At 70.4% G+C, this 628-nt stretch carries 1 protein-coding gene; it reads left to right on the forward strand.

The features are described from left to right. The coding region (locus tag MZTS_RS23560) for a 1-deoxy-D-xylulose-5-phosphate synthase N-terminal domain-containing protein (protein ID WP_281397089.1) at nt 1–628 on the forward strand (628 nt) is incomplete at both ends.

Consider the following 628-nt stretch of genomic DNA (forward strand, 5'->3'; position numbering starts at 1 on the left):
TGGCACTAGCGGACACGACGATCCTTGAGGGTCTTGAGACGCCGGATCGTCTCCGGCTTCTGCCGGAGAGCGAGCTGCAGCGGGTGGCCGACGCGGTGCGCGCGGAGATGATCGACGCGGTCTCGGTGACCGGCGGCCATCTCGGCTCCGGGCTCGGCGTGGTCGAGCTGACGGTGGCCCTGCACTACGTGTTCGACACCCCCGACGACCGCATCGTCTGGGATGTCGGCCACCAGTGCTACCCGCACAAGATCCTCACCGGACGGCGCGACCGCATCCGCACCCTGCGCCAGGGCGGCGGCCTGTCGGGCTTCACCAAGCGCTCCGAGAGCGAGTACGACCCCTTCGGCGCGGCCCATTCCTCGACCTCGATCTCGGCCGCGCTCGGCATGGCGGTCGGGCGCGACCTCGACGAGGCCGAGGCCAGGGCCCGCGGCGCGGCGCCGGGCAAACGCCGCAACATGGTCGCGGTGATCGGCGACGGCTCGATGTCGGCGGGCATGGCCTACGAGGCGATGAACAATGCCGGCGCCCTGCATTCGCGCCTGATCGTCATCCTCAACGACAACGACATGTCGATCGCGCCCCCCGTCGGCGCCATGTCGGCCTATTTCGCCCGGCTCGCCTC

This window comes from Methylorubrum zatmanii (genome assembly GCF_014845115.1).
Classification (GTDB): Bacteria; Pseudomonadota; Alphaproteobacteria; order Rhizobiales; family Beijerinckiaceae; genus Methylobacterium; species Methylobacterium zatmanii.